The organism is Bacteroides sp., assembly GCF_028690125.1.
GTDB lineage: Bacteria > Bacteroidota > Bacteroidia > Bacteroidales > Bacteroidaceae > Bacteroides.
This window is the reverse complement of record NZ_JAQVBV010000008.1, coordinates 157,371-180,609: the sequence shown is the minus strand read 5'-3', so window position 1 is coordinate 180,609 and position 23,239 is coordinate 157,371. Positions and strand designations below refer to the sequence as shown.

At 38.0% G+C, this 23,239-nt stretch carries 14 protein-coding genes, 1 tRNA gene and 1 pseudogene; 3 read left to right on the top strand and 13 right to left on the bottom strand.

Going from position 1 to position 23,239, the window contains the following annotated elements:
- Positions 1-103: 103 nt before the first annotated feature.
- The gene (locus PHO71_RS07810) at positions 104-1,270 is read right to left on the bottom strand and encodes a site-specific integrase (RefSeq protein WP_300201315.1); all 1,167 of its coding nucleotides are present in this window, start codon (positions 1,268-1,270) and stop codon (positions 104-106) included.
- Between the two features lie 272 nt (positions 1,271-1,542).
- Positions 1,543-1,615 (bottom strand) — tRNA-Lys (locus PHO71_RS07805).
- Positions 1,616-1,739: 124 nt separating this feature from the next.
- Here PHO71_RS07805 and ettA point away from each other — a divergent pair.
- On the top strand, positions 1,740-3,428 hold the full coding sequence (ettA, locus tag PHO71_RS07800) for an energy-dependent translational throttle protein EttA (protein WP_300201312.1): 1,689 nt from the start codon (positions 1,740-1,742) through the stop codon (positions 3,426-3,428).
- A gap of 215 nt (positions 3,429-3,643) precedes the next feature.
- The gene (locus tag PHO71_RS07795) at positions 3,644-7,030 is read left to right on the top strand and encodes a carboxypeptidase regulatory-like domain-containing protein (protein WP_300201310.1); all 3,387 of its coding nucleotides are present in this window, start codon (positions 3,644-3,646) and stop codon (positions 7,028-7,030) included.
- A gap of 165 nt (positions 7,031-7,195) precedes the next feature.
- On the opposite strand, the gene PHO71_RS07790 is transcribed toward PHO71_RS07795, so the two are convergent.
- The 11 genes from PHO71_RS07790 to PHO71_RS07740 form a co-directional block, all read right to left on the bottom strand.
- Positions 7,196-8,359, bottom strand: a complete 1,164-nt coding sequence (locus tag PHO71_RS07790) for an endonuclease/exonuclease/phosphatase family protein (protein ID WP_300201307.1) — start codon at positions 8,357-8,359, stop codon at positions 7,196-7,198.
- Positions 8,360-8,419: 60 nt separating this feature from the next.
- Positions 8,420-11,101: a PAS domain-containing hybrid sensor histidine kinase/response regulator gene (locus tag PHO71_RS07785; protein WP_300201304.1), complete on the bottom strand. Its 2,682-nt coding sequence runs from the start codon at positions 11,099-11,101 to the stop codon at positions 8,420-8,422.
- A 121-nt stretch (positions 11,102-11,222) separates the two neighbouring features.
- The gene (locus PHO71_RS07780; protein ID WP_300201301.1) at positions 11,223-12,437 is read right to left on the bottom strand and encodes a glycosyltransferase family 2 protein; all 1,215 of its coding nucleotides are present in this window, start codon (positions 12,435-12,437) and stop codon (positions 11,223-11,225) included.
- Between the two features lie 56 nt (positions 12,438-12,493).
- Entirely contained in the window at positions 12,494-13,261 is a 768-nt protein-coding gene (locus PHO71_RS07775; protein ID WP_300201298.1) for a class I SAM-dependent methyltransferase, read from the bottom strand.
- Positions 13,262-13,268: 7 nt separating this feature from the next.
- Positions 13,269-14,789 carry a hypothetical protein gene (locus PHO71_RS07770; protein WP_300201295.1) on the bottom strand — a complete coding sequence of 507 codons (1,521 nt, stop codon included), beginning with the start codon at positions 14,787-14,789 and terminating at the stop codon, positions 13,269-13,271.
- 23 nt (positions 14,790-14,812) lie between these two features.
- On the bottom strand, positions 14,813-15,661 hold the full coding sequence (locus PHO71_RS07765) for a glycosyltransferase family 2 protein (protein ID WP_300201292.1): 849 nt from the start codon (positions 15,659-15,661) through the stop codon (positions 14,813-14,815).
- A complete protein-coding gene (locus PHO71_RS07760; protein ID WP_300201290.1) occupies positions 15,658-16,821 on the bottom strand; it encodes a glycosyltransferase family 4 protein in 1,164 nt (387 codons plus the stop codon). Before PHO71_RS07760 ends, PHO71_RS07765 begins: the two co-directional genes overlap by 4 nt.
- The gene (locus tag PHO71_RS07755; RefSeq protein WP_300201287.1) at positions 16,814-17,938 is read right to left on the bottom strand and encodes a glycosyltransferase; all 1,125 of its coding nucleotides are present in this window, start codon (positions 17,936-17,938) and stop codon (positions 16,814-16,816) included. Before PHO71_RS07755 ends, PHO71_RS07760 begins: the two co-directional genes overlap by 8 nt.
- Positions 17,938-19,407, bottom strand: coding sequence for a lipopolysaccharide biosynthesis protein (locus tag PHO71_RS07750; RefSeq protein WP_300201284.1), 1,470 nt, complete (start codon positions 19,405-19,407; stop codon positions 17,938-17,940). The genes PHO71_RS07755 and PHO71_RS07750 overlap by 1 nt, the downstream gene beginning before the upstream one ends.
- Positions 19,400-20,365 carry a glycosyltransferase gene (locus PHO71_RS07745; protein ID WP_300201281.1) on the bottom strand — a complete coding sequence of 322 codons (966 nt, stop codon included), beginning with the start codon at positions 20,363-20,365 and terminating at the stop codon, positions 19,400-19,402. Before PHO71_RS07745 ends, PHO71_RS07750 begins: the two co-directional genes overlap by 8 nt.
- Positions 20,366-20,406: 41 nt before the next feature.
- Positions 20,407-21,519 (bottom strand): glycosyltransferase family 1 protein, encoded by a 1,113-nt coding sequence (locus PHO71_RS07740; protein WP_300201279.1) that lies wholly within the window; start codon positions 21,517-21,519, stop codon positions 20,407-20,409.
- A 409-nt stretch (positions 21,520-21,928) separates the two neighbouring features.
- Here PHO71_RS07740 and PHO71_RS07735 point away from each other — a divergent pair.
- Positions 21,929-23,237: pseudogene (locus PHO71_RS07735) on the top strand (toprim domain-containing protein); the annotation flags it as partial.
- Positions 23,238-23,239 lie beyond the last annotated feature (2 nt).

Here is a 23,239-nt window from a genome sequence, read left to right as displayed (position 1 = left end):
AATCAGTATGCTACACTCCCCATTAGGTTTCCCCTTTGAATAAACTGATTGACGATAGGATTATATCGAACCCAATCCTAACTTCTTGCTATAGAAGTATTTATTAAGCGACCAATCTGGGCGCACGTGCATAGATTTGAGTGGTTCTAATATTGGTATGCCCTAAGATTTTAGATACCGTTTCAATAGGTACTCCATTGGCTATCAGGACAGAAGTTGCGCACGAATGACGTGCTACATGAAATGTAAGACTCTTATTTATAGAGCAAATAGACGCAATTTCTTTCAAGTACTCATTGACTTTTTGGTTACTTATAATCGGCAAAATCATCCCGTTTGGTAACTGGTCTTTGTACTTTTCAAGAATGGCTTTGGGTACATCAAGCAGTCGGATGTTAGATGCAACATTAGTTTTGTGGCGCTTGGTCATAATCCAAAGATTGCCATCAAATGCAGTGCGAATGTTTTCTTGGGTAAGTTCGCATACATCAATGTACGAGAGAGCCGTATAGCAACTGAAAACAAATAAATCCCGTACCTGTTCCAACCTTTTAGAAGCAAACTTCTTGTTGTAGATGGTGGTTATCTCTTCCATCGTCAGATAATCCCTGTCGGTTTGTTCAAACTTAACCCTATAATTCCCGAAAGGATCAGCAGTAACCAACCCTGTGTTCTTGGCAAAGTTTATAATCGTACGGAAACGCTGTATAAACTTCATCGCTGTGTTGTGGCTGCATCCATGATGATTTTTGATGTACAACAGGAAATTATCAATGAACACAACATTTATCTCTTTGATAAGCATATCCGAAACCGAATACTTGAACTTCATAAACTCGATAAGGCGTTTCTTTGTCAGTTCATAGCGTGAATAAGTCTTATCAGTGGTCTTCATCTTTACCTTTTGAAGATATTGCTCGTTGTGCATTTCAAAGAACTCAATTAAGGTTTTACCCCGTTCAATCTTACCTAAAAAAGCGTTTTTTACCCGTTCAGAGGTCACATAACCGTCCTGTTCCAACAAAGCATGATAATGTTGGTGTACGGTACTGCGGATGCTGTCTAGCATGGTGTTGATACTTATTGCTTCGGCACTTCTTCCGGCTACCTTTCCTGCGCTCACGCTCCAATTAGCGGGATTTATCTCCATTTGGGTGTTAAACTGCGATACAATTTGGTCGATGGTTATGCGTGCGATGATTGGTGCATTACCGTTCTTTTTTGCTGCGTTGCGTTTTACGAAAAATAATAGTTTGAAAGTTGTTCTCATAATCTCATTTTTTTTAATTGCAAAATTACTTTTATTGATTGTAAATGAGATATTTGCAGTCCGGACAAATATGGACAGAGGTTAGCCAATTTTGGACATTCCGTGACCTGTTTTTCTGAATTTTGTATTGGTCACGAATTGGTCATAGAAGTGTGTCTTTTCGTGACCTTTTCGTGTCTTTGGTCACGGACTATATACAAAGAAAAACTCCTGCAATACCTTGATATTGTAGGAGTTGTCTAATTCTTGTCGCCGTTTGGCTTCTCTTTCAGTGATCCGCCTGGGGCTCGAACCCAGGACCCCAACATTAAAAGTGTTGTGCTCTACCTGCTGAGCTAGCGAATCAATCCTTAAATTGCTTTCTTCCGAAATGCGGGTGCAAAGGTAAAAACATTTTTTGGAACTCCAAAATATTTCAAACATTTTTCTTATCTTTGTGCGATTATCAACAATATACAATAATAAATATATGGCTGACGATAAAAAAATTATCTTCTCAATGGTGGGAGTGAGCAAAGCTTTCCAACCGAATAAAAATGTACTGAAAGACATTTACCTGTCATTCTTTTATGGAGCAAAGATTGGTATTATTGGTCTGAATGGTTCCGGTAAATCTACGTTGCTAAAGATTATTGCAGGTTTGGAGAAATCCTATCAAGGAGAAGTGGTCTTTTCTCCGGGATATTCTGTGGGGTATTTGGCACAGGAGCCACACTTGGATAATGCAAAGACTGTTAAAGAGGTAGTAATGGAAGGTGTGCAACCTATTGTCGATGCACTGGCGGAATATGAAGAAATTAATCAGAAATTCGGTTTACCTGAATATTACGAAGATCAGGATAAAATGGATGCCCTTTTCGCACGTCAAGGAGAATTGCAAGATATAATTGATGCTACTGATGCCTGGAATTTGGATAGTAAACTGGAACGTGCAATGGATGCGCTCCGTTGTCCTCCCGAAGATCAGCCGGTAGTGAATCTTTCCGGAGGTGAGCGTCGCCGAGTAGCCCTTTGCCGTTTACTGTTGCAAAAGCCAGATGTACTGTTATTGGATGAGCCTACCAACCATTTGGATGCAGAATCTATTGATTGGTTGGAACAGCATTTACAACAATATGAAGGAACTGTAATTGCTGTAACGCATGACCGTTATTTCCTTGACCATGTTGCCGGATGGATTCTTGAATTGGATCGGGGAGAAGGTATTCCATGGAAGGGAAATTATTCTTCTTGGTTGGAGCAAAAGACCAAGCGTATGGAGATGGAAGAAAAAACTGTCAGCAAACGTCGTAAAACATTGGAACGCGAGTTAGAATGGGTGCGTATGGCTCCCAAGGCTCGTCAGGCCAAAGGTAAGGCTCGTCTTAATTCATATGATAAATTGCTGAATGAAGATGTAAAAGAGAAGGAAGAAAAGTTGGAAATTTTTATTCCGAATGGTCCGCGTTTGGGTAATAAAGTGATTGAAGCCAAGCATGTAGCAAAAGCATATGGTGAAAAACTACTGTTTGATGATTTGAACTTTATGCTTCCTCCTAATGGAATTGTTGGAGTGATTGGCCCGAATGGTGCAGGTAAAACTACACTTTTCCGCTTGATTATGGGACTGGAAACAGTGGATGAAGGTGAGTTTGAGGTAGGAGAGACTGTGAAGGTAGCTTATGTAGATCAGCAACATAAGGATATTAATCCTGATAAAAGTGTCTATCAAGTGATTTCTGGTGGTAATGAGTTGCTTCGTATGGGCGGACGTGATATAAATGCACGTGCATATCTTTCTCGGTTCAATTTCTCTGGAGGTGATCAGGAAAAGCTTTGCGGTGTTCTTTCCGGTGGTGAAAGAAACCGTCTGCATCTGGCGATGGCTTTGAAGGAAGAAGGCAATGTGCTGTTACTTGATGAGCCTACCAATGATATTGATGTAAACACGTTGCGAGCTTTGGAAGAAGGCTTGGAGGATTTTGCAGGTTGTGCAGTTGTTATCTCTCATGACCGTTGGTTTCTTGACCGTATTTGTACACATATTCTAGCTTTTGAAGGAGATTCGAATGTCTTCTATTTTGAAGGTTCATATTCGGAATATGAAGAAAACAAAATGAAACGTTTAGGTAATGAAGAACCAAAACGTGTTCGTTATAGAAAGTTAATGACTGACTAGTCTATTGTAATAGCTAGGAAATACAATAATCTTTTGGGTCTCAGTGTAAAATCCTCTACAAATACTTGTAGAGGATTTTACATTTTGTTCACGATGAAATGTTTATCACTCTTAAAATATTGTATTATAAATGTAATGTAAATCTAAATAATATTAATTATCTTTGTGCTCAGTTTAATGAACAAAACAATTAGTAATAACTAATCATTTACATTATGTTAAAAAAAACGCGATCTTTTCTAGCGGTAGTAATGTTGCTAATTACTGCCACGATGAGTGCGCAGGTTACTACTGCAAGTATGAGTGGTAAAGTAACAGCACAAGATGAACCGATTATTGGAGCAACAATTATTGCTATCCATGAACCTTCCGGAACACGTTATGGTACTGTGACCAATGTCAGTGGACAATTTAATCTTCAAGGAATGCGTACCGGAGGACCTTACAAAGTTGAAATTTCTTATGTTGGTTATCAAACGGCTATTTATAAGGGGATAAATTTATCCTTAGGAGATAATTATGTACTTAATGTATCTTTGAAAGAAAGCTCTGAATTGTTGGATGAAATCATAGTAACTGCTACAAAAAACAGTAATATGAAGAGCGACCGTGCAGGTGTTATTACTAATATTGGGGCAGAACAAATGGCTATGATTCCTACTGTTAGCCGTAGTATGAATGATGTTATGCGCCTCACTCCTCAAGGAGCGAATACCGGGAACGGTTTTGCTGTAGGTGGTGGTAACTACCGTCAATCTTATGTGACGGTGGATGGAGCTGCTTTTAGCAATACCTTTGGCATTGGTTCTAACTTGCCTGGTGGTGGATCTCCTATTTCTTTAGATGCTTTGGAACAAGTCGCTGTGTCTGTTACTCCGTTTGATGTTCGTCAGAGCGGTTTTACTGGTGGATCTATCAATGCAGTTACTAAGAGTGGTACAAATGATTTCTATGGAACTGCCTATACTTATTTTAATAATGAGAAACTGAAAGGTAATAAAGTTGGTGATTTGGAGTTGGTGCGTGAGAAATCTCAGTATTATACTTATGGTGCTAGCTTTGGTGGGGCTATTATTAAGAATAAGTTGTTTTTCTTTGTGAATGGTGAATATGAAGATAATGTGACAGCAGGTCCTGCTAGTAAAGCTAGAATCAATAGTACAGATGATTGGGGATCTAGTACGGCCAACATAAACCGTCCGACTGTATCAGATATGGATGAAATACGTAACTATTTTATAGATAAATATAATTATGATCCGGGACGTTATCAGGGATATTCTATTAAAACTCCTGCATATAAGTTAGTAGCTCGTTTGGATTGGAATATTAATGATAATAATAGATTAAATTTCCGTTTTACACGTGCACATTCTAAAGATAATAATGCTCCTACTTCTTCAACTTCACCTTTATATGCATCTGATATTTATCCGGGTGGAACAGTCGATAATATTTCAAAGGGATCGGGTACTGTGGCTAGTAATGGTGCTATGTATTTTGAGAATTCACGTTATTTTAAAGAGTACAACTTCACATCCTATGCTTCAGAATGGAACTCTAAATGGTTGGATGGTAGACTTAATAACATGACACGTCTGACATACTCTTTCCAGGATGAACCAAGAAGTTATGATGGTGCGGCAGATTTCCCGACTGTTGATATTTTGAAAGATGGTGCTGTATATGCACGTATCGGGCCAGATATTTTCTCGGTAGGAAATTTAGCTCAAGCGAGAACTTTTGTTGCTACTGATGAGATTTCATATTCTACAGGCATTCATAACTTTTTAGGAGGTTTCCAGTTCGAGTACAATAAAGCAACTAACGGTTTCCAACAAGCAGGTAATGGATTCTATGTATATGATTCTTGGGATAGTTTTAAGAATAATAAATTGCCTTCTGCATTTGCTATTACACATTCTAATGCAGCCGATTATAGTCAGTATAGAGCTGAAATGAAAACGATGCAATATTCTTTGTATCTACAAGATCAGATGAATATAAGTGGGAATTTCAAATTGATGGCAGGTATTCGTTTTGAATTGCCCAAATATCCTTCATTGAAAAATAACTACAATGAAGATTTTGCAAAATATGATTTTGGTGGAGTTAGTTATTCTACTGATCAGGTACCGTCTGCAAAGATCTCAGTATCTCCACGAGTTGGATTTAATTGGGATATTACAGGAGAACGTAAGTATGTCCTTCGCGGAGGTACAGGTATTTATGTAGGTCGTTTGCCATTTGTGTGGTTAGTTTCAGCGGCTGGTAATTCAAACGTAGGTCAATATCAGTATTACTATTATAATGTAAATAAAGCTACTTTGAAACCATATTTTCAGCCTTCTGTTTCCGGAGTGTTGGATGAATTATATCCAAATGGAAGAACTACAGATATTAAGGCTCCAACAGATCCGACGATTATAGATAAAGATTTGAAGATGCCATCAACATGGAAGACTTCTATCGCTTTTGATGCTAAGCTTCCTGGTGATATCGATTTTTCTATAGAAGGTATATTCAGTAAAGACATAAATCCTGCTGTGATTTCTAATAAAGTATATAAGCCTTCAGAATCTACCACAACTTTCAGTCCAAATGATACTCGAGATGTATATAAGAAATATTCTGATCCTTCATGGGTTAATGGCTCGAAACAGAATGCCTTTTATATAGAAAACGGTGGCCATAAGGCTTATTATTATTCTTTTACAGCTCAATTGGCTAAATCGTTTGATTTTGGATTGTATTTGTCTGCTGCCTACACTTATTCAAAAGTTAAATCATATAGTGATGGTATTGGTGACCAGGTAACTTCTGCCTATAAGACAAATACTTATTCTGTAAATGGAATTAATGATCATGAAACAGGATATGGTACTTATGTTTCACCTAATCGTATTGTAGCTTCTGCAGGTTATCGCGTAGAATATGCGAAAAACTTTGCTTCTTCATTATCTTTAATTTATGAAGGTATGAATATGGGATATGCAGGAGGATATGGTTATTCACGTTACTCATATACATTTGCAGGTAATATTGTAGGTGATGGTGGTGCAAATAACCTGTTGTATATTCCAGGATCCAGAGAAGAATTGAACGATTGGGTATTTGTTGAGAAGACAAAGAATAGTGTGGATGGAAAATATTATGATTATAAGATGGATGGCCAAGTTTATACCCCCGATCAACAGAAAGATGATTTTTGGGCATATATCAATCAGGATAGTTATCTGAAGAAACACAAAGGTCAATATGTAGAACGTGGTGGAGCAATTATGCCTTGGCATCATCAGTTAGATTTGAAGTTTATGCAAGATTTTTACATGAATGTAGGTGGCAAACGTCATACGCTTCAGTTTGGTGTTGATATTAAGAATTTCTTGAATTTGTTGAATTCGGATTGGGGACTATATAAAACTGTAAATAGCTCTAATCTATTGGGTTATGATGCTTATGGAGAAAGTGGAACAGGAGTAGGTAAAGGATATACTTTCCAAAAGAGTAGTGGTAAGAGATTGACTGACTCTTATACTCAGTATAAGAACTTTAACTCTACTTACTCTGTTCAGTTTAGTGTACGTTATATCTTTCATTGATAACAGGAATAATACAATAACGAAAGAGATGATAATAAAATAGAGATTCTAAAGTTTAAAATCTCTTTCAAGAAAAATCCCCTTATTTACTCTTTTCAAATAATGAAATGAAGCTAAATAAGGGGATTATTATATAATAACGGATATAAGATATATCTCAAAATTCTACCATTTCATCTTCATCACTACCGGATTATGGTCACTATAATTCAGATATGGAGAAAAGTAATCAACCCCTTCGAATTCGTGTGAGTGAAAGATGTAATCAATTCTTAGCAAATGTTTGAAATAATGGAAAGTATACATATATCCGTGTCCGCAGGTTTGGAAACCATCATTCAAATTTCCTTTTATAGTACGATAAGTGTAAGAAGAAGGAAGAGAGTTAAGGTCACCACAGACAAGAGTAGGATATGGAGAAACAGTGATTAATTGGTTGATTTGCTCTGCTTGGGCAGCACGTTTCTTAAAATTATTATGCAGACCATTTGTAAGAGTAATTACTGCATATTCCACCCTATCAGAGTTGTCTGCATTAAGTTCCTTTACAAGTTTACGTTTATTACTACTAACATCAGTTGTTTGAAGGTGGTTATTGAACAGTCGAATGGTACGCTCATTGATCTCAATATCGCACCAGAGACTACAGTTGTCAGATTCCGGATAGGTGATAAGCTGTTGGTCCTTGATAGGATAACGGCTGAATACGGCTAGCTGAAGAAGTTGCTCTCCTTCTGGAGAAGAAGGAATATAATGATAAGACCATTCTGAAAAAGCTGTATAAAGGCTGTCCACACCAAACTCCTTATTGATTCCAAATTCTTGAAAACAGAAAATATCCACACCAAGATTTTTCATATATTCAGCAATTTCTTTGCAGGAAAAACCTGTATGTTCCTGATTAAAACTATCAACGTTATAGGTTGCCAGCGTTAAAAAAGTGTTGGATTTTGTCTGAGTTTTCTGATTGGTTTCTGTTGGAGCATTTGGTTTGTTTTCTATCTGGGCTTTCTGTTCAGCCGCCATATTAGTTTTGGGCTCAGCAGCCGAATCGAATAACGGGAATTGCAGTATACTGCTTAAATATGCCCAATTACCTACTATGGCAATAAGTGGGATAAATAACCAACATCTCCAACGAATAATCCAATAGATAGCTACGGCAAGGTTCATTAATAAAAGTATCGGTAATATAAGTCCAATGAAAGGTAATAGCTTTGCGCTATCTGGTGATGTACTCCCGGAAAAGGCTCCGGCTAATGTGAAAATTGCAAGAATTACTGTAAGTAGAATAGATATATAATAAAATAACCTGTATAGAGCTTTCATACTTTTTTTAATCTCTTTTTCTTATTAATTATACGTTATATTTTCGGTTATTTTTCTCCTTTACGTTTGCGGCAACCATTGCTTAATTATTTCTTTTAGTTTAACCTGTGCAATAGGTTTAGCAATAAAATCATCGCATCCGGCTGCTTTAGCGGATTTCAGGTCATGACCATACGCATAAGCACTTTGGGCAATAATAGGTACGGTAGTCGATAATTCACGAATGATTTTCGTAGCCTCAAGTCCGTCTAAATTTGGCATTTTTATATCCATCAGAATAAGGTCCGGCTTCACTTCTTCATACATCGTGACAACTTCAATACCGTCATGAGCACGAAAAAGTCTGTATTGCTTACCCAGAATGGCATTCAGCAAATCGTAATTGCTATCAGTATCTTCAGCAATCAGTATTGTAGGCTTATTGGGTGAAACACTTTCTACTTCAGATACAGAAGAAGACGCTTGTTTTTCTATAGCTGAATCGCTGCTTTCTGACTGCTGAAATTCATTGGATAAAAGAGCTGCCTCTTTTGATAGTGTCGATGATTCCACAGAAGGTTTCTCCACTTCGTAAGGCAGAAAAAAAGTAAAAGTAGTGCCCTTTCCAATCTCGGATGTAACAGATATTTCTCCATTCAGTCGTTCAATAATTGTTTTACAGATTGATAACCCCAATCCGGTTCCCTGAGCATAGTTATTCAGTTTTGCAAAACGTTCGAATACACGATTTACTTTGTTTGGCTCAATACCCGTTCCGGTATCGGTAACATGTAAAAGAATGCGGTTATCTTTTTGCTCAAATCCATAACTGATACTTCCTTCTTTTGTAAATTTGAAAGCATTCCCGATCAAGTTTGAGAATACTTGGAATACACGATTCTTATCAGTGGATATCATCAATCTCTCATTCGATGGTTCATAGATAAGTTTTACCCCCAGAGGTGTGCGGAAAATATGAGCGTCGTATACTTCCTTACAGAGTTTGTGAAGATTTACCGGACCAAAAGTAAACTCAACGATTCCAGATTCAATCTTTGAGAGGTCGAGAATCTCATTGATTAGTTGTAATAGACGTTCATTGTTGGCTTCAACAATATCGTAATACGATTTGCGTTCTTCTCTATCTTCGCTTTCGGCAATCAAATTCGAGAAACCGACAATGGCATTGAGTGGAGTACGGATTTCGTGACTCATATTTGCAAGGAATGCGGACTTTAGATTATCTGATAATTCCGCCTTTTCTTTAGAGGATTGTAGTTCTCGTTTCATGAGTTCCATAGCAGTGATGTCCCATTCAATGCTAATAATAATGGGTGAAGTCATGTCATCACCATCCACACGTATTTTTCGTTTGTCGAGAATCAGCAAGTTACCGTTTTTATCTTTTCCTTCCAGCGTCCAGTGAAGCCCTTGTCCGGTAGTGGCAACCTCAATATCTTCCTTTCTTTTGGCTTCCGCTACTTCCTGTGGATAATAATCGAAGTCATTTTTGCCGATGGAATAACAATTGCATAAATCTCGGTTATATGATTCACGGTTTCGGTAGATATAGCGAAAATCATTGTTGATGTCTTTCACTATAATACCAGCGGGAAGATTGTCAATAGTTGTATCCATAATCCGGTTCAACCATTTGATTTGCGCTTCATAGCGTAACCGTTCCGAAATATCGTGGCTAAAGGACCAATAGCTCTCTTCTCCGGCATCGTTGGTGACATTATACATGATACCTTCGAATGCTAATATATTCTTATTTTTTCTCGTAGGATTATGAACGATGAAACTACTTCCATGAGTATGGATATTCTTGCATCGATCCTGCCATTCTTTCTGCGTATTCATATCCGCTACAATCTCATAAATTTTCAGCTGATTAATATCCTCTGTTTCAGCTATACTATGATTTTGCAGGAATTGCCGGTTGGCAAAAATCAGAGTTCCATCTTTTTTAGCTGCAAAGATACTCTCTTTTGCGTTGTTGATGGCATGAGTTAGCGTATTAATATCATTTCTACGGTGCTGTATGTCCGTTATATTCTGGATATATCCTTCAATATTCAAGCTGCCGTCGGATAGTTGCTCTCGCAGATAGGTCTGTACTTGGACATAGTAAACGTCACCATTGAAGAGAATGCGGTAGCTGATGCTTTCCTTATCTAAACCTTCTATATTTCTTTTACACCATTGGTTGAATGTACTGCGGTCTTCCTCAATGATCAATTTTTGATAATCAATGAGTGAGATACTTTTTACATCTTCGGCACATAATATCCCCGTATGTCCCAAATAATAGAAAATACTATTTCGTGTGTTGTATGTCCACTGACCTATTTGTGCTACCTTCTGTATCTCACGCAAATTCCGGTTTGCTTGTTCGAGCAGATGCTTCACATTACTTCGTCGCGTAATGTCGCGATATTGGCAGAGCACCATGTCGTCGTAAGGGTACATGATACATTTGAAATAATACGTATCATTTTCCAGTTCCAGTTTGAAATTTTTGGAAATCCTTCGTTGTTCCTCCAATACAGTCTGAAAAACTGGGCATATTTTCTCTCTTGTATATTTGGGCAGTAATTGAAATATATTTTTACCTAATAATTTTTCTTCTTGTAGAAACCATAGTTCGCTGTGGGTATCGATGTCTATACAGATGCCTTTGCGATCAATCAATAGCATCGTGTCAGCAGTAAGTTTCAATATCCGTTGTGCATTGGTTGCATTATTTAATGTCCTGTTCATGCGCATTCCTTAAATTATAGGAGTTTTGTCTCCCGCAAAGATAACAAAAGAATTAGTTATTTGTTTGTACAACTCTTAGAATTATCAATAGGGAGCTTTTGTATTTACTGTGAATTCATATTTATGCTTTCGCCCGTCGGGCTTTTTCCCAAGTTCCATTTCCTTTTTTCCGTTTTAAGTACCCGATACCTTTGAGTACATTAATATTCATGAAGAGGAAGTAGTAAGGGATGAAAAGCAATTTATTTTTAATTTGTTTAGTAGACAGATAATATCCCCAATATCCCATTACATAAAAAAGTATCTGTAAAACAAGCAATATTCCATATAGTATAGGGGTGCTACCTGATAACAGAAGTGCGATGTTCAGCGGGAAAAGGGCAAACAGCAGGAATGGGGTAATAGACCATCGTAGTACCCGATGCGACGTGTATTGAAAACTGAGAACTCCATACCTGAAAGGGTTTAGCAAAGGACGCAAACGGGCAATGGATTGCAGACCTCCGGCAGCGATACGTACTTTTCTTTTTTCTTCTTCACGCATATCTGCTGATCCACTCTCGATAGCATAAGCGTTGGTGCAATATGCAATGATGTATCCTTTCATCGTAATGCGGAGAGAAAGAATAAAGTCGTCAAGCAATGTATCCAGCTCCATCGGTTCGAAAAGTTCGCGACGTACGGCAAACAATTCTCCGGCAGCTCCCACGGCAGAATAAAGTCGTGCGTCAAGAGCTTTCAAAGTCGATTCGTATTTCCAGTAGATTCCTTCTCCACCGGCAGCAGCTCCGTCTTTCGTTTGTACGGCAATGCGTTTTTCTCCTGCTACACAACCAACTTTTGGGTTTTGGAAAGCGAGTACAATTTCCCGGATTGCTTCACGGTTTATCATTGTGTTGGCATCCGTGAAGATGACGATAGGAGTTTTGATGAATGTCATTCCACGTGTCATGGCAGCCGTTTTACCTTCTCGTTTGGGCTGGAAGTAGACGGTTGTCTTTCCGTTCCATTGCATTTGCAGGCGATCGTTAGTCTCGTCATCACTGCCATCCGTCACCCAAACGATTTGAAGTTTATCCGCAGGGTAATCTAATCCAACGCTGTTAGCCATTTTTTCATCCACTACATTTTCCTCATTAAAAGCAGTGATAAAAAGAGTCACTTCTGGCAAGTCATTATCTGATGACGGAAGTGAGCGTTTCACGGGTTTAATGAAAAGCTCTTTCAGTTTGACGAGTAGGTAGAGTAGAATGCCATAGCCGAGGTATGTATAGAATACAATGAACATGGCAAACCAGAAAAGAATTTCGAGGCAGAGGACAAGTGTATCGTTCATGGCTGTTTATTATGCTAGTTATAAATTTGAGATTCAGTTCTTAATACTAAACATCCTTATTTAGAGTGTAATTTCAAATATTCATTCAGGTCGAGTGCCGTATGTTTTTTGTCCTTGATCTTACTTTTCACTAAATACATTAATGCTTTTATTGACTTTATAATTTCTTTTGCAAGACTTCTTTGAGGATATAATTGTTGTACCATTCCCCGGTTCCAGGGACCTGTGAAAAACGATAAATATTTCTCATCTGTAGGGTTCACAATGATGTCTATATCGTCTGCCCATTCACAACGATTTAACATCAGGTCGCCTTCAGTAAACCATAATAATTTGTAGATTAGAGACTGGTAGGGGAGATAGTTAAGGAACAACTCTCCGTAGTTATTTCCATAGTTGCCTGGCATTTTATCTTTTTCAAAAAGTACAAGTTTATTGTTGATGTAGAGAATCACCCATTTGTGTGACTTTTTAGGAAATAAGAATTCGCCTAATAGACTTGGTGTTTCTAAATATCCTCTCTTTGCGACACGGCATTGCTCTCGAACAAAGAGGACAGGATCATCTACATGTTCCAATACCTGATTACAAATTACATAGTCAAATTCTTTATCTTTGAATGGAAGTATCTCTCCGGGAGCATTGACAAAAGTTTGATGAGGGTATATTTTAACATCACCGCAGCGATGATAGTTTGTATCTACATACTTCTCTACAATCGTATTCGAACGAAATGTTGGGTTGTGTCCTGAACCAACTTCAAGGACTTTATCCTTTTTCTTAATATTCAGATCATATCTGTCAAGTGGGGAACGTATAATCATGAGATTCTTATTTAAGACGGTCCAGTAAATTCATTTTAGTATTTGACTCTTTGAGTATATTCACAAAGTATAGAGCATCCGCTTTATTAGATTGATTTGATTTATCCTTTTCATATTGCTCTATAAATTTTTCTGCATGTTCTGTTAGGTATTTTCTGCAATCGATATTAACCATCATACCTTCTTCAAAGTTGGCGTATGACAGCCCGGTAACGATATCATCGGCTTCTATAGAAGCTATATTATCTAATGAAATGCCGTACAGATTGACAGTAATAGAGGGGTAATAAAAGTATTGCCCGCTAGGAAGATTAATCGTTAATTTTAATGTGCTCGGATCTATTTGTTCAACCATTGTAGTACCATGGATGCGATAGTAATTATACTCATAATATTCTTCTAAGCAAGGAAACCAAACGGAGTCATCACCATCTTTTCCATAAGTATTATTAATCCATGTCAGTAGTTTTATCCAGTTATCGTCTGTGTTGTGCACACCAATATGGATACCTTTTCTTTCTTTAGGATGGAATTTGTCGATCTCTTTTTGAATAAGTTGTTTGAATTCATTGGGGTTCTCATTGAAGTATCTGTTCTGCACAACCTTGTGTAGGTCATTGGTCACTTTAAAAGGATAAATATCATTTGCTTGTGTCTGTGCGGTTATTGTTTGTATGGAGGCATATTGATTGGCTGCTTCGATATATGTCTTGTTTCCATTGGGTTCTGCTAGCGTTTTGCATCCTCGTCCTGATAGTTTGTCCTGAATAATTGTTTGTGCGATGTTAAAATGATCCAGTATAGATCCGGGATCTTTTACATTTTCAACTTCGACGTCGTGGAAAGCGATACCCGAACCGTAGTTGAGGATTTCGGAGACATCATCCCATACAAGTGAACCACCTCTGTAAAAACGGTAGTAATTTTTTGTGAATCCGGGAGTTACCGTAATCTTTTGTGTCATCATTTCTTTTTCAGGCCAGATGGCAGCAGTAAAGGCAAAACGAACTTCGTTTCCCGTGCCGTCTGTGCTTCCGAGTGATTTTCCGGCAGGAATGATGGTAGGTGGTAGATCTTCTTTTTTCAACTGCACTGCATGATAATAGTAGTCTATCTGTCTATCCGGGTTATTCTCTGTGGGGTCAGGATAGAGTTTGGAACTGGATATTGGCTTACCGTTGATAGCAGCCCAGGTTCGGCAATAACTAGATTGCTGACAGTCATCTTGCGTTAGCATTAATAGCCACTGTTTGTTGTATTTCAATATGGGTATTTCTGTTTGAATCCGAGTTGCGTCAATTGGTTTATTAGTCCGGATAATCAGAGAAGTTGTAGCATTCTGAATCTCCTTGTCGAAAGGATATAGATAGAATGATTCTTCTTTATCTATATTGTCTTCTTTTCCTTCTTCCTTGCTGTTTTCGTCTTCCTTTTCTTTATATAAATTCATATCCTTTATACAGGCGGTATTTAATATCGCTGCAGTCAAAAGGGAAAGGAGTAAGTTTAAATAATGTTTAATGTTCATGTTTATTCTATAAATCACACTTGTTAAATCAAATTATCTTTGTCATCATTATATTTATTTCTTTTGGTAAAAAGCATGGATGCATTTACAAATGCTTCCATTAATCTTTTTGTAAAACTGTGGAGTAGTGAACCTTCAACTTTCAGCGTAGCGTTTCCGGTTAAAACTCTAGTTTTTTTTGAGTGGATGAATATTAATTTTCCATAAGGTTTTATAGCCAGAGCCAGAGATCCATCCTCTCCTCGTCGAATATCAGTACGAAATCCGAATTTTCGTCCCAGTTCAGTGTTGAAACCAAAAGCCATGCCACGTACACATAGTTCAGGGCGCTTTATTGCCTGTATACTCAGATGAATGTCCCTTAATGTTTCATAGAACCACAATCCGAGTTTGGGGCGGCCTTTTTCAGGAATAAAACTCCATAAACTGAATGTGCCAACCACGTCAGGTTTCATTAGCTTATTCAAGTGTATCGAAATGAAATATGGTGGATACATTGTATCTGCATCAATGCAAATGTGATACTTTCCTTTGGCATGGTTGAGCCCGCATTGTCGGGCAAATCCTGGACCTTTCTTAAATTCATTATAGTAGGTTACCCCAAGTTGTTGCAGCACGTTCTCCGTATTATCGGAAGAGTTATTATTTACAGCCAAAATTTCCATAGGTAGGTCGCACTTATTTTCGCAGAGTGACCAAAGACAACTCAATAAACGGTTTTCTTCATTAAAGCATATCAAAACCACTGAAACCAAAGGCTTTTCATATTTTTCAAGATTTCTCATTTTGTTTCTAACAACTTCAAGGGCATACTGTGGAGCTGTTTCGAAGGGCTTTTCATATACTTTCAGGTAATTTTCACACCATTTCATACCGTTTCTCCTTTCTGTAAGACAGATTCGAATAAATCTTTCCATTGATATGCAATATGTTCAATCCTAAAACGTTGGCTGTTGATGCGTGCTTGTTTACCCATTTCCATACGAATATTATCGTTTTCTATCAAGTAGCAGATTTTTTCGGCTAATTTTTCCACATTTCCATTTTCGACCAATAATCCGTCTTTTCCATCATCAATGATATCTCGAGGTCCGCAAGGACATGTGAATGAAACAGGGGGAATGCCACAAGCCATTGCTTCAGTAATAACCACTCCGAAGCCCTCGTAGCGTGAAGACAATGCGAATATAGAACTTTCGCAATACTTTTCTACAATATTTGATACACTATGCTCCAATATGCAGGTAGAAGAGACTCCGGAAGAATCGATCAATTGTTGCAGTTCGTCACGTTTGCCGTCCCCATAAATGCGGAGTATCCAATCGGGATGCCTTTCATTGACAATGCGCCAGGCGGGTACAAGTAGATCAAATCCTTTTTGGGGCATATACCTTCCGACGGCAATTACTTGCTTTTTTGTACAGTCTGACTGAGAATCGGGGAAGAATGAAAGGGGATTATGAATGACGAATACACTATCTAATTCTGTCCATTCGGCTGCATCTTCATAACTTAAGACAATAAAACGTTTCAGTTCTCGTATATGACGGACAAACTGCTTCATCCAGTATTTTTGTATGAATTGTCGTATAAAGCCAGGTAAACGATCATTTATCTCCCGGTAATTAGATTTATTGAGATGGATTTCGCCTAGTTTTATACTGCCATCATTCATTTCGTTGATAAAATTAATGTCTCGTCGGAGTAGCGAGATTGTGATATCCGGACGGAGTTGGTAAAGACATTTGTTTAGTTGCTTCTTAAATAAACTCTGTTTTCTGACATAATCTAAGATTCGCTTATGGAAGGGTAGATCATACAATTCGTCATAATTGATGTCGAGTTGATGTACAGTGATGTACGGCGACAATTCATAATAAGGTTTCTTGTTTTTGCCGTCTGTCAGGATAATATGTATGTCGTAACCAAAATGTTCGGCAAAGTAATTTGCTTTTATAGTCAATACACGTTCCATACCTCCCGGATAGTATAGAGAAGGAATGCAATAGGCTATTTTCATTCTTTTATTCATGATGAAAATCTTCTATTACTTTTTGCATTTGTGCCTTCCACGATAATGGGCGCACAGATTCGCGTATTTCTTCCGGCGTAAGTGTCATGGAGTGCTGAAAGTCAATCAGTTTCCGGATATTGATAGGTGATTCGTCGGCAGAGACCTTACAGACATAGGGCATTGAGTCAAAGTCTTCGTCGGTTTCCGAGTAGGCGAAAGCAATTCCTCTTGCGGCATATTCACGGTTCTTGAGTGTTTTAATAAACGTGATTCCACTTCGATGTCGTCCCAGACTACCGATTGCAAAGTCTGCTTGTTCGAAGCAGGCATTAAGATCAGCGCCATGCAGAGGGCCGTGGAGGATGACATAATCCTTCAACTCCTTGTTTTGTAAAATCGGTAAAATCTCTTGCTGTTCACGTTCTCCGAAAAGCGGTCCTACAATATGAAAATAAACCTTATAGTCAGGATTTGTTTGGTAATATTCAGCAAGTCCCGATAATAGACGATCAAAGCCATGCCAATAATGTATTTCTGCTACGCCTAGGAGATGCATCTCACGCGAAGTATCATTTTTTTGTGTTTTTACCGGAATATGATCAAAGTCAATTCCGTTCGAAATACGGATTGTTCGTCCTCCAAATATTGTTTTGGCATTAGAAAAAGTGACAATTCCGTCCAAACAACGGGCAAGGCGGGAGCGGAAATGTTGATCGACAGTAAGATCTAGTTTCATAGATCGTGTGATGTATTCTTGATCATAGGGATAAGTCGGAATTTCCATCAACACTTTAGCTCCATATTTTTTCATGCGGTTCACCAAATGAATCGTAAAAGGATTGGCGTTATGATATGAACGGATGTAGACAAATTCAATTTTTTCGCAGCGGACATAATCAGCAATAAAACTAAAATCGAATCGCTTTCTGATCTTTGCAGACAAACCGAATCCAAAGTCAGCAAGTATCTCGCCGTCCAGCATCCAACAACGACGTCCGTCCGGCATAAAGTCATAGTAACAAGTACGCACATCCAGTCCACATTCTTTGAGAGCTTTTACTTGATAGCGTATTTTTTTGCTGATGCCATTAGCTTCACCAAAGCCATGAAATAATAAAAAAAGTGCTTTTTTCATTATTTGTTGTTTTGTTTGTTTAGTTTACCTGCGATTTCTTGTAATTTTTTTATGATATTATACTCATGCGTTAGCTGAATATACGCTCCAAAGATAATAAAACTAATGAAACTTTTCAATATCAATGTGATAAAAAGATTCATTCCCTCCAACGTGTACTGCAAAGGTAAGAGGACAGTTGCTATTAATAAGCTTATGATTATCGGTGAAAAGATCTGTCGGACGAAAGACCACAGACTTTTCCGGAATGTCATTCGGTACATCATCCAGTAGCACTGTAAAAAATTGATTGTGAATGTGATTGTAATACAAGTAGCGACTGCTGTCAATGTACCGAAATGGAAAATACCAAGCAATATTCCTATTACGTTGAAAAAAGAAGAGAATACCCCACAAAGGAATAAGCTTCGTGTGTCTCCTGCTGCTTGAAATATAGATCCGGAAGAAGACAGTATGATTTGAATGCCCACTGAAAGAGACAAAATCCGGAATACCGGAATGGAGGGTAACCACTGGTCGCCGAAGATAATCAACGTAACTTCCTCTGCTGTGAAAAAAAGTAATACACTTAATGGTAGACCAATAAATGCTAGAATACGGACAATTCGTTCATAGGATGAAACTAAACATTCTCTATCGTTTTGAAAATCGCTAAGAACGGGATGCATCACCGGAGTAATCACTTGCGTTATATTTTGCAAAGGAAGCATCATCAGTCGATAGGACTTTTCATAATAGCCAAGGTCGGACATATTCATATATTTCCCGATAAGTAGTTTGTCAAGATTGCGGCTGAAATAATTAATAATATTGAAAAGGAACTGATAAGCGGAGTAGGAAAATATTTTTTGTAACACGTTCCATCCTAATGTAAAACGAATCTGTTGTGGATAGCGGCGGTAGGAGATACCGAATAATAGGATACTGGAAAGTATTGGGCTGATAATCAGTGCATATAATCCTGCGCCGGATAAAGCTGCTATCACAGCGGCAGTACCTCCGATTATCTGAATGGTAAAACTACGAATGGCGATAAATTTAAAATCTTTGTTTCGATAGAACATTGTTCCCGGAACAATATTGGCTGACGCAAAAAATAGATTGATTGCCAATAGTTGGCAAAGTGTTCGTAAAATTTCGCTTTTATAATAATCAGCAATAAGCCAGGAGGCAGCAAAAAATAAGGTGCTGATACCAATTCCCGTCCATACTGTGAATGAAAAGATGTCTGATAATTCTTTTTTTGTCAATGATTTGTTCTGAACGATAGAAGCAGATACTCCCATGTCAGTGAAAAGATTGAAAAAGGCGATAATGACACTGGCAATTGCCACGATGCCAAAATCATCCGGTGAAAGTAAACGAGCCAGAATGCCTGCTACAACTAAGGAAATAATGATTCCACTGTATTTTGCAATAGCGGTGTAAAATATGCCGGAAAATAATTGTTGCTTGATATTGCTAGTCATTACTTTTAGATTGTTGATGAATTAATGATTTAAATAGCAACACTCCAATACTTCTTATTGATATATATCGCTTATATTGAAATAAAGAACGAATAGCCAATTGTATGCGTTTCCTAAAAGGAAGAGTGTGTGCTTGCCATACCACAGCGTTGAGCATTTGTGAAAGGTGCAGGTCAATAACCACTCCAACATTTTCTTCACGAGTTTGCTTCTTGAATTGCAATAGTTCATGTACTACAATGAGGTAACTTTTCAAATTTTTGGTTGAAAACTTGCATGTCATGATTGAATTATTGCGCAAGCGGCGTTGGAAAAAAGATCGACGTATACAAGCCGTTCTTTCTGCTTGCAAATAGAGTAAGGTAGAAAATAGTTGGTCTTCGTGTAGTATCCCGGGATAGAAGTGTAAATCACATTTCTTCAGAAAACTTGTGCTAATAAAGTTAAGACAAGCAGAAGGGGTAAAGATTTCATTTTCTAATTGAAATTTCAAAGCTTCAATACCATTGTAGATTTTGTCCTCCATTTTGTCCGTACGCTGATAGCTCAATTGCGGAACATAAGAGAGATCATTGTCATAAAAGCAACAAGCATCAAAAAAAACAAAATCCAACCGATCTTCTTCACATTTTTGATAACATATTTCCAATGTATCTGTTTCGAGCAAATCGTCACTGTCCATAAAATATAGATATTTCCCGTGGGAGTGTGTAATACCTGCGTTACGTGTTACAGATGGTCCTTGGTTAGGCTGCGAATAAAATTGTATTCGATTGTCCAATAGTGCAAGTGCTTTGATAATTTTCAAACTTTCGTCTGTGGAGCCATCGTTAATAATAATGATTTCCAACTCTTTCAGTGTCTGGCTCATGATACTTTCCACTGTTTGACGGATGTATTTTTCGGTATTGTAAACAGGTATCACAACACTTACCTTTATATTATTATTATTTTTCATTTTTTTATCAAGTTACACATCAAATAGATGTTTTTAACTCATTAATTGTTTGTTAAGTTCATGTAAATTTGGGCGTACTCTTTTCCCACTTTTTTTATGTTCATATGTTTCATTGCATACGAATAATTTCCTTCTCCTTTGTACCAGATAGTCTGTAAATTTCCTTTTTCCAGTGCTTTCACAATATTTGGTGGGTCGTCAGGATTGAATGTCGGATTACTCGTTTCACGCAGCCATTCGCCAATATTTCCTACATTGGGACCTACTACTACTTTGTGATATAGGAAGGCGAGGGGAACCATAGCCGAGTTTAACGCTTCTTTCCGTTGAATAAACACCATGTCGCAAGCAGCAATATAATAAGGCAGATCGCAGCTATCTATCATTTCGTCGCTTGCACCAGCATGTATTTTTGAAAAATGGTTGAATAGTGGTATCAGCAGATAATATCCTGTACGAGAGATCCATCGCTTCAGAAAGTTGTGACCGTATTTATTGATTCTCGAAAACGGATAAAAACGGGGTGCCAGCAACAACTTGTTTCTTTTGTTCCATTTGCTGAATGCATTCAATGTCATGCGCCTTTCTTTATTGTTGTGGAATTTCCCGAAAGCAGTAACAATAAACGCGTCTTGTGGCAAATTCAAGTACTGACGTGCCCGTTCAATACTAATATCTTCTCGGTAAGTATATTCATAAACGGGATGTGGGATAATGACATTCCGGCTCCCGGAATGGCCGGCTGCGAATTCATTGAGACTATAATGACCCATATGTACCACTATATCGCTTTCGGATTCGATGATTTCGTAGGCATGATTGATGACTTCGTTTGCTGAGGAGGGACACAAGTTATGACGTGTGTATATGAAATGGGTTCCTCTTGAACGAAAGAAATCAATTCGTTCCTTCAGGCGAGAGATGATACCGAAGTCATTGCTGTTTCGACCTATAACTTCTTCAGGCCATTGAAAGTGAATGATATTATATTCCATATCTGAATTCCAGAATTCTTCCACAGAGCATTGCACTTCAATGCCAACCAACCGGATGGCGTCACATAATACAGTCGCAAAAAGATTGTCTGTGTCGCCAGTTTCCCGAAAAACGATTAATGCTTTTATTCCTTTCGCGTTTGTATTACAACCGTTCATGTTTTATTAAACTTAGTTTTGACGAGCATATACTCTTGTTAGAACAAAGATAATGAAACTTATGATAACTTTCTCTTTTTTATGCATTTCTTTTTACGTCTTTTTTCTCCGTTTTGTTTTATCAGTTTTCCACTGATATGTAATGTTTGTTGTTTTTGTATAATTCGTCTCTGTTGTTTTTCCTTGTCACTCGAGTCTTGTAAAAAGACAATTAGCCGCTGGTCATATTTGTGTATGTCTTTCGAGTCCGCCTGTAGTAAGACTAAACATTTTTCATTGGTCATTGCCTGATTGATCTGATAGTAAACTAAATGGAGCTTGAGTGCACATTTTAGCGACTTCAGGTGCTGGTTGAATGCTTTAGCGTGTAAGTATCTGGCAGTTACCGTTATGTTCCAGCCTCCATTCCGTTTGTTTTAATTATAGTTGATCAATACAACATTTCGTAGTGGATCGAAGCATTTCTAAATGGTACAAAAAGCTGAATTGATTCCTTACAACATTGATTCTGTTTTTTGGGACAGCCGACCTATATTATTTATGAAGGCGAACTGGATGCTACATCGAGCATGGCTAAGGCATTTTAAAATGTGATTTCTGTACTTGCTGGAGCTAATGCTAACCTGATGTGGCTTGACCGCTTTATAGAAACTCACTTCGAGGAAAAAAAGAGATTATTATCATTGTTGATTCAGATTCGGCAGGAATTGTTTTGCGTGAAGAGCTGGTCAATCGTTTAGGACCTGAACGTTGGGGAATTGTGAATTATGGACGGGAATGCAAAGATGCTAATGAGGATCTTGTTAAGTATGGTGCCGAAAGTTTCCGTATTGCCATCGAGCAAGCGGAGGAAATATATTTAGAAGGTATCTTTACTGCTGCCGGTCTTCACAGAGAATTGCGTACACTCTATGACAACAGTTTTAGTCCCGGTGCTGATACAGGATGGGAGGAAATGGACAAATTTTGCTCTTATGGACGTTGTCGTCTTCTTATTGTCACGGGTACGTTCGGCTCTAGAAAATCTGAATGGATCGACGGAGCTTGTGTTATGCCTTTGCTTGTGGCATCAGTGGAAAATCGCTTTTTCAGTCTGGAGAATGTACCCATTGTCTACCATCTTTGCAAACTGATTGAGAAGCTCACCGGACATCGTTTTAAAAATGGTTATGGTATGTCAGACAGTCTTCTGGCACTTTTGGAGCAATTTCTTACGAATAATGTCAGCCATATTTCGCTCAAAGGGAGTATCACGCGGGATCGTATGCTTGCTAAAACTCGCAAATTGGTAGTTTGTCGTGGATGTCGTATCGTTGTTTTAGACTCACTCAACCGCTTCGATCATACTCCCCAACTGGGACAGACGAAAACGCAATATTTGTCAAATTTGTTAGATAAGTTTTAATCAGTACAATTGTCTGGTCATTCTTGTGCTTATCCTCATAAAATGAATCGAAATCTGATGACGAATACGACGACTCCTCCGGAAATGTATGATATCAGTGGTTCTGCCGACTTTTACAATAAAGCCGACTACGAGCTGGTTTTAGAAAGGGATGATGAAATCGGAATAACTTGTGTTTATGTGGAAAAAGGTGAAATTTAAGCATTCGGGATGGAGAGAAGTAGCTACGTTTATTTACGATCCTTTCAATGGGAGATATTCGCCTTGCGTCGAGTCGAAAGACCTTTCGGTTCCATTAGATAGGCGAGTATGAGA

Coding starts and splice junctions, on each gene's coding strand:
- PHO71_RS07760 (WP_300201290.1), bottom strand. CDS start 16,821: ATGAATAAAAGAATGAAAATAGCCTATTGCATTCCTTCTCTATACTAT.
- PHO71_RS07765 (WP_300201292.1), bottom strand. CDS start 15,661: ATGAAATGGTGTGAAAATTACCTGAAAGTATATGAAAAGCCCTTCGAA.
- PHO71_RS07775 (WP_300201298.1), bottom strand. CDS start 13,261: ATGATTATACGTTCCCCACTTGACAGATATGATCTGAATATTAAGAAA.
- PHO71_RS07755 (WP_300201287.1), bottom strand. CDS start 17,938: ATGAAAAAAGCACTTTTTTTATTATTTCATGGCTTTGGTGAAGCTAAT.
- PHO71_RS07785 (WP_300201304.1), bottom strand. CDS start 11,101: ATGAACAGGACATTAAATAATGCAACCAATGCACAACGGATATTGAAA.
- PHO71_RS07750 (WP_300201284.1), bottom strand. CDS start 19,407: ATGACTAGCAATATCAAGCAACAATTATTTTCCGGCATATTTTACACC.
- PHO71_RS07745 (WP_300201281.1), bottom strand. CDS start 20,365: ATGAAAAATAATAATAATATAAAGGTAAGTGTTGTGATACCTGTTTAC.
- PHO71_RS07780 (WP_300201301.1), bottom strand. CDS start 12,437: ATGAACGATACACTTGTCCTCTGCCTCGAAATTCTTTTCTGGTTTGCC.
- ettA (WP_300201312.1), top strand. CDS start 1,740: ATGGCTGACGATAAAAAAATTATCTTCTCAATGGTGGGAGTGAGCAAA.
- PHO71_RS07795 (WP_300201310.1), top strand. CDS start 3,644: ATGTTAAAAAAAACGCGATCTTTTCTAGCGGTAGTAATGTTGCTAATT.
- PHO71_RS07790 (WP_300201307.1), bottom strand. CDS start 8,359: ATGAAAGCTCTATACAGGTTATTTTATTATATATCTATTCTACTTACA.
- PHO71_RS07810 (WP_300201315.1), bottom strand. CDS start 1,270: ATGAGAACAACTTTCAAACTATTATTTTTCGTAAAACGCAACGCAGCA.
- PHO71_RS07740 (WP_300201279.1), bottom strand. CDS start 21,519: ATGAACGGTTGTAATACAAACGCGAAAGGAATAAAAGCATTAATCGTT.
- PHO71_RS07770 (WP_300201295.1), bottom strand. CDS start 14,789: ATGAACATTAAACATTATTTAAACTTACTCCTTTCCCTTTTGACTGCA.